Raw genomic sequence first — 8,357 nt, 5'->3', positions numbered from 1 at the left:
GCCAGCATGACGATGACGGCCGGCGCACACAGCAGCAGGCCCAGCCGGCGCTCGGCGCGTTTGCCTTCGCTGTAGCGCTTCCGGGCGATCTCGGTGCCGCGGTCCGCGCCGCCGCCTTCCTCCCGTCGCTCTGCCTCGGCGCCTGCCGCCGTGGGTAGGTTGGTGCTCACGGCAGGATCCCCTTCCCGTCAATGGCTTCCTGGATGAGGTCGTTCAGCTCCGCCGTGCTCTGCTCCGGCTCGATGGCCGACGGCGGCGACAGGTTCGTGGAGACGAGCGTCGAGATGTTCTGGTAGATCGGCGTCACCGGACGCGGCACGGCGTTCTCGAGCTCCTTGAGCATGGCTTCGTACATCGGGTAGTTCTTCTGGAACTCCGGCTCCTCGAAGACCTCCTTCAGCACCGGCGGGTCACCGGCCTCGAGGGAGGTCTGCAGCTGGTGCTCCGCGTTGCGCAGGCACATGGCCGCCTCGAAGGTCTCCTCGGGGTGGCGACTGTAGGTGCTGATCGCGTAGTTCATCCCGCCGAGCGTGACCTTGGGGTCCTCCCCCTCCTTCACGGTGGGGAACGGCGCGTAGCCGAGGTCGTCGGCGACCTCCTTGCTCTTGGGGTCGGTCTCCCCGGCGGTCCGCATGGCACTGAGGACGTACGGCCAGTTCAGCGCGAACGCCGCCCGGCCGGCCTGCAGGTCGGCGAAGACCTCGGGCTCCTGGGCGTTCGAGAGGGACTCGCTGGTCAGCCCCGAGGTCGACAGCTTGTTCAGGAGCGTGAGGCCCTGCACCGCCTTCTCGTCGAGGGTGGCCTGGGTGCTGTCCTCGTTGACGAAGCTGGCGCCGTAGGCGTTGAGCATGTTGTTGACGTTCACGACGTAGCCCTCGTACTGCGCCGCCGTGAAGGCGATCTGGTACGTCTTGCCCTCGTCCTTGAGCTTCTGCGCCGCAGCCATCAGCTCGTCCCAGGTCGCGGGCGCCTCCGGGACCAGGGACTTGCGGTACCAGAGCAGCTGCACGTTGGTGTGCTTCGGGACCCCGTAGAGCTTGTCCTTCCACCTGGCGGTCTCGAGAGGCTTCTCGAGGGTGCCCTCGGTCGCCTGGGTCGCCTTGTCGCCCGTGAGCTCCCGGATCCACCCTGCTTCCGCGAACTCGGCCGTCCAGGTGACGTCCATGCCGAGCAGGTCCATGCCGGTGTCCTGGGCGGCGAGCCGCCGGACGAACTGCTCCCGCTGGCCGTCGGCGTCGCTCGGGAGGAGGTTGCCGACGATGGTGTACTTGCCGGCCGCCTCCTCGTTGCAGGCCGCGATGATCTTGTCGAAACCTGCGCCGCTTGCCCCGCCGTAGAGGTTGACCACCGTGCCACCCTCCTCGCCCCCGCAGGCCGCCAGGACGGGCACCAGGATCGCGCCCGCCGACACGGCCGCCAGCCGTTTGCGCGCTTGTCGATGGCGTCGTTCCACGCTTTCGGACATCGTCGTCCTCCTCAGGGGGCGCATGTGACCTGCGTCACGCAGGTCTCGCGGTCACCTCAACCTAGGGCCGGGCCCCCTGCGGCGCAACAGATCGCGACAGATCGCAACACAGTCATCACACGCCTCACGTGGCGGCCAACCGCGCCTTCTCCGTCTCGACGTCGAAGTCGGCTGCCGGCCAGTGCGGGTCCATCGCGCGCAGGTGCTCGAGGACGAGGTTCTGCACCGCCAGCCGGGCGTACCACTTGCGGTCGGCCGGGACCACGAACCAGGGGACGTCGGGGGTCGAGCACTTCTCCAGAGCCGCTTGGTAGGCCTCCTGGTAGTGGGGCCAGCGCTGGCGCTCGTCGATGTCGCCGGGGTTGAACTTCCAGTGCTTGTCCGGGCGTTCGAGCCGCTCCATGAGCCGGGCCTTCTGCTCGTCGCTCGAGATGTGCAGCATCACCTTGACAACCGTCGTCCCCGACTCCACGACCGACTTCTCGAAGGCGTTGATCTGGGCGTACCGCCGCGACCACGTCGCGCGGGGCACGAGCTCGCGCACGCGGGCGATGAGGACGTCCTCGTAGTGCGACCGGTCGAACACCCCGATCTGCCCGGGGGCGGGCAGGGCGCGCCGGATGCGCCACAGGAACGGGTGCTTCCGCTCCTCCGCCGTGGGTGCCTTGAACGCCGTGTAGCTCACCCCCTGCGGGTCGAGCTCGCCGACGACGTAGCGCATGATGCCGCCCTTGCCGGAGGTGTCCATGCCCTGGATCACCAGCAGCAGCGAGCGGGTGCCCCCGTTCTTGGACTCGGCGTAGAGCCTCTCCTGCAGCTCGCTCGCCTCGTCGGCGAGGGCCGGCATCAGCTCCTTGGCCGCAGCCTTGTCACCGTCGAAGGCCGGCGTCGACCGCGCATCGAGGTCGAAGAGGCTGAAGCCGGCGCCGACGCGCAGCGCCTCGGTGAACGACGCGGACTCGATGGGTCGAGGTGCGGCCACGGGGGTCGGCTCCGACGGCGCCCTTCTGCCGGCGCCTCTCCGCGCGCCCCCGCCCTTGGCCTTGCCAACGGCCTTGGCCTTGTCCGCGGCCTTGCCCTTGCCAACGGCCTTGGCCTTGTCAACGGCCTTGCCCTTGCCCCCGGCCTTGCCCTTGCCCTTGCCAGTCCCCGACGTCGCTTTCTTGGCCATGGGGCATCGTGGCATCACCCCTGGCCGTGCGCGACCTCTCCGGAGCCCTCCCGTGCCAGCGCCGTGAGCCGGGACAGCGCCCGGAAGTACTTCTTCCGGTAGCCGCCCCGCAGCAGCTCGGGTGTGAAGAGCTCGCCCAGCGGGTGACCGCTGGCGAAGACCGGGATGTCCGCGTCGTAGAGCCGGTCGGCGAGGACCACGAGGCGCAGCGCCACCATCTGGTCCGAGACCGGCCGCACCTTCTGCCAGCCGACGGCGCCGACGCCGTCGAGCAGCGCGCGGTAGCGGCTGGGGTGCACTTGGGCCAGGTGCCTCGTGACGTCGACGAAGTGGTCGCAGACGCCGCCCGAGGCCTCCACGCGCTCGAGCACCTCCCCGTCGCTGAGCGGCGCGGGGCTCTGCACGCTGCCGCGGTGGCGGTAGTCCTCCCCGTCGACGGTGAGGACGTCGAACCGCGCCGACAGCGCCTGGATCTCGCGCAGGAAGTCCTCCGCCGCGAACCGCCCCTCGCCCAGCGCGTCCGGCAGGGTGTTGGACGTTGCGGCGAGGGCCACTCCGGACTCGGCCAGCCGGGTCAGCAGGGTCGCCATCAGCACGGTGTCGCCCGGGTCGTCGAGCTCGAACTCGTCGATGCAGACCAGCCGGTGACCCTGGAGCACCTCGACGGTCTGGGCGAAACCGAGCGCGCCCACGAGGTTCGTGAACTCCACGAACGTGCCGAAGGCCTTCGGGCCGGGAGCGGCGTGCCACAGGCTGGCGAGCAGGTGCGTCTTGCCGACCCCGAAGCCCCCGTCGAGGTAGACCCCCCGTGAGGGCTGGGGTTTGCCGCTCCCCCGCCGCCACCATCGGCCTCCGGCCCCTCTGGCGTCGTCGACGCGCGCGGCCAGCCCCGCGGCATACGCCTCGAGGCGCTGGACCGCGGCGCCCTGGCTCGGCTGCGCCGGGTCGGGGCGATAGGTGGAGAACCGCTCGGTGTCGAAGCGAGGCGGCGGGACGAGCTCGCGGACCAGCCGGTCACGGTCCGGGCGAGGCTCGCGCGCGGTGATCGACGGGGGCACACCGGCAGCGTAGTGACTGGCACACTGCGGCCATGCGCCTGCTCCTCGACGAGACCGGAACCCTCGCCCCCGGCGCGTCCGTCGACCGCGAGGCACTGGCGCGGCTGTACGCCCCGCCCGCGGCCGAGTGGCTGCGCGTGAACTTCGTGTCGACCCTGGACGGGGCTGCGTCGGGGCCGGACGGTCTCAGCGGCTCCATCAACACCGAGGCTGACGGCGTCGTGTTCGACCTGCTGCGCCGGCTCAGCGACGTCGTGCTGGTCGGGGCGGGCACGGTGCGGGCCGAGGGCTACCAGCGGCTCCGTGAGGAGGATGGCGGTGCGCCGCCGCTCGCGGTCGTGAGCAACAGCGGGCGTATGCCGCCGGCCCTCCTGCGTGCCGCGCCGGACCGGGGTGGGGCGCTGCTCATCACCCGGGAGGCCGCCGAACCAGCGCACCTGGCAGAGGCGCGCGACGCCCTCGGCGACGACGCGGTGATCCTCTGCGGGCGCGACGAGGTGGACCTGGCGCAGGCACGGCGGGCCCTGGCGGCGCGCGGGCTGCGGCAGGTCCTCTCGGAGGGCGGGCCCAGCCTGTTCAGCTCCCTGCTCGCGGCCGGTGCGGTCGACGAGCTCGACCTGACCTGGGTGCCCGCGCTCGTCGGGGGTGGCGCCCGGCCGCGCATCACCGCCGGCGCGGACCTCGACGTCGCCCTGACCCCGATGGCGATGGTGGAGGCCGAGGGCACGGTGATAGGCCGCTGGCGGGTGCTGCCGTAGGTCGCCCCCTAGGACGAGACGAACTCGCGCACCGCCGACTCCCAGCGCTCCGGGTCGGTGTTCCACTCCTTGCAGTGCCGGGCGGTCTCCCACGGCTCGAACCACACCAGGTCGGGCCGCGCCTCGGCGAGCTGCTCCGACGGACCCACCGGCACGAACTCGTCATCGAGGGAGTGGATCAGCAGGATCCGGTGCCGCAGCTCGTCCGCCCTCGCCACCCAGTTGGTCTTCGCCACGTCGACCGCGTCGTGCACCCCGACCAGCCGCCGCGCCCAGCGCTTGCCCATCAGGCTCCTGCTGAGCGTGCCGACCGGCGCGGGCACGCCGTGCTCCCGGGCGTGGAAGGCGAGGACGTCGTTCCAGTCGATGACGGGGGCGTCGAGCACGACGTGGCTGACGTGCCCGGTCAGCCAGGAGCGGTCGAGGGTCTGCAGCACGATCGCCCCGCCCATGGACCACCCGACCAGCACCAGCTCCCGCGCCCCTTCCTGCACGGCGTACAGCGCGGCGTCCTCGATGTCGCGCCACTCCGACAGGCCCAGGTTGTAGCGCCCGTCCGGGCCCCTGGGCGCCCCGATGTCGTTGCGGTAGGAGGGGATCAGGACGTTCAGGCCGCTCTCGCGCAGCGGGGTCACCGCCCTGAGGCACTCCTCGCGCCGGGCGCCCCGGCCGTGGACGAGGATCGCCCACCGGGTCGTCGGGAACTCAGCCTCGACGACCCACGCAGGGGTCGGGCCGAGCTCGGTGAGGATCTCCACGTGCCGCGTCGGCAGCCCCAGGGAGCGGTCCGGAGCAGAGCCGAAGTAGTACTGGTTCCATCGGGCGAAGCCGGGTGCCAGCCGCCCGTGGTCGAGGCCGAGCAGCTCGCGTCGCACCCGGCCCGCCTCCTCGTCGACCTCGATCACGTCGCCGACGCGGCAGTGGCCCTGCGCGTCGTCGAGCCACAGCCCGTACCGCCCCGGGGCGGCCGTGTCGGGGGTGAGGCCCAGGGTGAGGCTGCTCTCGTCCACGGCGTGGATCTGCGTGTCGGCAGGCTTCTGCTTGTCGGGGGTGAGGGCGCGCCGTGCGACGTAGACGGCGGCGCTGATCGACGACAGAGCGCCCAGGGCCGTCACCGTCCCGCCGGTGACGGCAGCGCCGACTGCGGCCCGGCGGACGAGGTCGCGGCTGGGAGCCATGGCGGCTAGCGGTCCGCGCCGAGCACGTCGGCGAGGTCGAAGCTGACCGGCTCCTCGAGCTGCTCGTAGGTGCACGACTCGGGGTCGCGGTCCGGCCGCCAGCGCACGAACTGCGCGGTGTGACGGAAGCGCACGCCCTCCATGTGGTCGTAGCGCACCTCCACGACCCGCTCGGGCCGCAGTGGCGTGAACGACAGGTCCTTGCCCGCGGCCCACCGGCTCTGCTCCGAGCTGCGGGGGGTGCGCGTCCCTGCCTCCTGCTCCGCCCACGCCCACGGATGGTCGTCGAAGGTCGTGACCAGGGGCTGGAGCTCCTCGAACAGCTCGCGCCGTCGGGCCATCGGGAAGGCGCCGATCACGCCGACGCTCATCAGCGTGCCGTCCGCGGTGTACAGCCCGAGCAGCACGGAGCCGATGGCGTCGTCGCCGCTCTTGTGGGTCCGGTACCCCGCCACCACACAGTCGGCGGTGCGCTCGTGCTTGACCTTGAGCATCACGCGCCTGTCCGGCTGGTAGGTGAGGTCACGCGGCTTGGCGATGATCCCGTCGAGCCCGGCGCCCTCGAACTGGTGGAACCACTCCTTGGCCACGGCCGGGTCGTCAGTGGCCCGGGTGAGATGGATCGGCGCCTCGACGCCCTCGAGTGCCTCCTCGAGCAGCGCCCGGCGCTCCCCGAACGGCCGTTCGGTGAGGTCGTCGTCGCCGAGCGCCAGCAGGTCGAAGGCCACGAAGTGTGCGGGCGTCTCGACGGACAGCTTCCTGACCCTGCTGGCGGCCGGGTGGATCCGCTGCTGCAGCAGCTCGAAGTCCAACCGGTCGCCGGTCGGCCCGATCACGACGATCTCCCCGTCGACCACGCACTTCTCCGGCAGGCTGGCCCGGACGGCCTCGACGACCTCCGGGAAGTAGCGGGTCATCGGCTTCTCGTTGCGGCTCCCGATCTCGACGGTGTCGCCGGAACGGAAGACGATCGAGCGGAAGCCGTCCCACTTCGGCTCGTAGAGGTAGTCGCCCTCGGGGATCGCCTTGACCGGCTTGGCCAGCATCGGCGAGACCGGCGGGATCACCGGAAGTCCCCACGCGGCATCCCGCTCGGCCTTGGGTGCGAGGTAGTCGCCGTCCTCGCGGTCCTTGCGGCGCTTGCTCGGCTGCACCCGCGGCGGCTCGCCCGGCATCTTGGGGTAGTCGGGCGGGAAGTTGAGCTCCCCCAGCCCGCGCTCGTGGACATCCTTGTCCCACAGGGCGATGGCGTTGGCCACGTCGCCCACGTGGGCCGGGTCGTCGATACCCTCCCAGGCGTCGCCGCGTTGCCTGACGAGGTCGGCAACCGTGCGGATCGTCAGCTCGCGCGGGTCGACGTCGCGCAGCTCGTCCCAGGTGACCGGGGTCGAGACCGGCGCCCCGGCCAGGGGTCTGGGGCTGTAGGCGGAGGCGATGGTCCGGTCGCGGCAGGCCTGGTTGAAGTCGACGAAGACGCGCTCGCCGCGCTCCTCCTTCCACCACGCGGTGGTGACGAGGTCCGGCAGTCGGCGCTCCAGCTCGCGGGCGACCCCGATGACGCCGTGGCGGACGTCGAGGAACTCGTGGGTCGGGCTCACGCGGGCGTAGACGTGCACGCCGCGGTTCCCGGAGGTCTTGGGCCAGGCGGTGAGCCCGAGCTCGCCGAGCACCTCACGGAGCGCGTATGCCGCCTCGACCGCGTCCGTGAACGTGCGGCCGGGCTGGGGGTCGAGGTCGATGCGCAGCTCGTCGGGGTTGTCGGGCTGCTCGGCGCGCACCGGCCACGGGTGGAAGGTGACGGTGTTCATCTGCGCTGCCCAGATGGCCGTGGCGACCTCGTCGATGACCAGCTGGTGGTGACGGCGCCCGGAGGGGTAGGTGCACATCACGGTCCGGGCCCACTCCGGCAGGCCCTTGGGTGGGTTCTTGTTGTAGAACTCCTCGCCCTCGATGCCCTCGGGAAACCGCTGGAGGGTCACCGGCCGGCCGCCGACCGCCCGCAGGAACGGGTCCGCGACCGCGATGAAGTACTCGGCGAGGTCGAGCTTCGTGATGCCGTCAGCGGGCCACATCAGCCGCTCCGGGCTGGAGACCCGCACCTCACGAACCCCGTCTGGGCCCCCGGGGACCTCCAGTACCGTCGCCGCAGCCATGAGCCGCAGCCTAGACCGGGACCCACGGCGCCGCGCGGACCTTACGGGAGGGTGACGTCACCGGCGACGGCGCTGCGCGCGGGAACCAACCTGCCGCTCCTGCTGTTGTGGGTAGTGCCCCCACGCGAAAGGCTGGAGCCGTGAGCATGAAGAAGACCGACCGCGAGTACGCCGTTCAGAAGACCGACGAGGAGTGGCGCTCCGAGCTCACCCCGGCGGAGTACCAGGTGCTGAGGGAGGCCGGCACCGAGCGCCCGTTCGTCGGCGAGTACACCGACACCAGGACCGAGGGCGTCTACGCCTGCCGCGCGTGCGGCGCGGAGCTGTTCACGTCCGGGACGAAGTTCGACAGCCACTGCGGCTGGCCGTCGTTCTACTCGCCGCTGGCAGGTGACCGGGTGGAGTACGTCGAGGACCGGACCCTCGGGATGAAGCGCGTCGAGGTCCGGTGCGCCAACTGCGGCAGCCACCTCGGCCACGTCTTCGAGGGCGAGGGCTACAACACGCCGACCGACCAGCGCTACTGCATCAACTCGATCTCGATGACGCTGCGCCCGGCGACCCGCCTGACCTG

7 protein-coding genes are annotated in these 8,357 nt (G+C 71.5%); 2 read left to right on the top strand and 5 right to left on the bottom strand.

Annotated features, from left to right (window positions below):
- Positions 1 to 166 precede the first annotated feature (166 nt).
- The 3 genes from VIB11_RS13925 to zapE all read right to left on the bottom strand — a co-directional run bounded on the left by VIB11_RS13925 (position 167) and on the right by zapE (position 3,694).
- A complete protein-coding gene (locus VIB11_RS13925; protein ID WP_332031834.1) occupies positions 167 to 1,465 on the bottom strand; it encodes an ABC transporter substrate-binding protein in 1,299 nt (432 codons plus the stop codon).
- Between the two features lie 124 nt (positions 1,466 to 1,589).
- A complete protein-coding gene (locus VIB11_RS13920; RefSeq protein WP_332031833.1) occupies positions 1,590 to 2,636 on the bottom strand; it encodes a polyphosphate kinase 2 family protein in 1,047 nt (348 codons plus the stop codon).
- Positions 2,637 to 2,650: 14 nt separating this feature from the next.
- Positions 2,651 to 3,694 carry a cell division protein ZapE gene (gene zapE, locus VIB11_RS13915; protein WP_414695839.1) on the bottom strand — a complete coding sequence of 348 codons (1,044 nt, stop codon included), beginning with the start codon at positions 3,692 to 3,694 and terminating at the stop codon, positions 2,651 to 2,653.
- A gap of 32 nt (positions 3,695 to 3,726) precedes the next feature.
- Between zapE and VIB11_RS13910 the strand changes: the two genes are divergently transcribed.
- Positions 3,727 to 4,452 (top strand): dihydrofolate reductase family protein, encoded by a 726-nt coding sequence (locus tag VIB11_RS13910; protein ID WP_332031832.1) that lies wholly within the window; start codon positions 3,727 to 3,729, stop codon positions 4,450 to 4,452.
- A gap of 8 nt (positions 4,453 to 4,460) precedes the next feature.
- Here VIB11_RS13910 and VIB11_RS13905 read toward each other — a convergent pair whose 3' ends face one another.
- The gene (locus VIB11_RS13905) at positions 4,461 to 5,630 is read right to left on the bottom strand and encodes an alpha/beta hydrolase family protein (RefSeq protein WP_332031831.1); all 1,170 of its coding nucleotides are present in this window, start codon (positions 5,628 to 5,630) and stop codon (positions 4,461 to 4,463) included.
- Positions 5,631 to 5,635: 5 nt separating this feature from the next.
- On the bottom strand, positions 5,636 to 7,783 hold the full coding sequence (locus tag VIB11_RS13900) for an ATP-dependent DNA ligase (protein ID WP_332031830.1): 2,148 nt from the start codon (positions 7,781 to 7,783) through the stop codon (positions 5,636 to 5,638).
- 146 nt (positions 7,784 to 7,929) lie between these two features.
- Between VIB11_RS13900 and msrB the strand changes: the two genes are divergently transcribed.
- Positions 7,930 to 8,357: peptide-methionine (R)-S-oxide reductase MsrB (gene msrB / locus VIB11_RS13895; protein WP_332031835.1), on the top strand; the 428-nt coding region annotated here is incomplete at its 3' end.

Origin of the sequence: Pedococcus sp. (assembly GCF_036554925.1) — a bacterium.
Taxonomy (GTDB): domain Bacteria; phylum Actinomycetota; class Actinomycetes; order Actinomycetales; family Dermatophilaceae; genus Pedococcus_A.
This window is presented reverse-complemented; position numbering and strand designations above follow the sequence as displayed.

Bases quoted from the DNA above. Each gene is read 5' to 3' on its own strand.
- VIB11_RS13925 (WP_332031834.1), bottom strand. From the start codon at position 1,465: ATGTCCGAAAGCGTGGAACGACGCCATCGACAAGCGCGCAAACGGCTG.
- VIB11_RS13920 (WP_332031833.1), bottom strand. From the start codon at position 2,636: ATGGCCAAGAAAGCGACGTCGGGGACTGGCAAGGGCAAGGGCAAGGCC.
- VIB11_RS13910 (WP_332031832.1), top strand. From the start codon at position 3,727: ATGCGCCTGCTCCTCGACGAGACCGGAACCCTCGCCCCCGGCGCGTCC.
- VIB11_RS13905 (WP_332031831.1), bottom strand. From the start codon at position 5,630: ATGGCTCCCAGCCGCGACCTCGTCCGCCGGGCCGCAGTCGGCGCTGCC.
- VIB11_RS13900 (WP_332031830.1), bottom strand. From the start codon at position 7,783: ATGGCTGCGGCGACGGTACTGGAGGTCCCCGGGGGCCCAGACGGGGTT.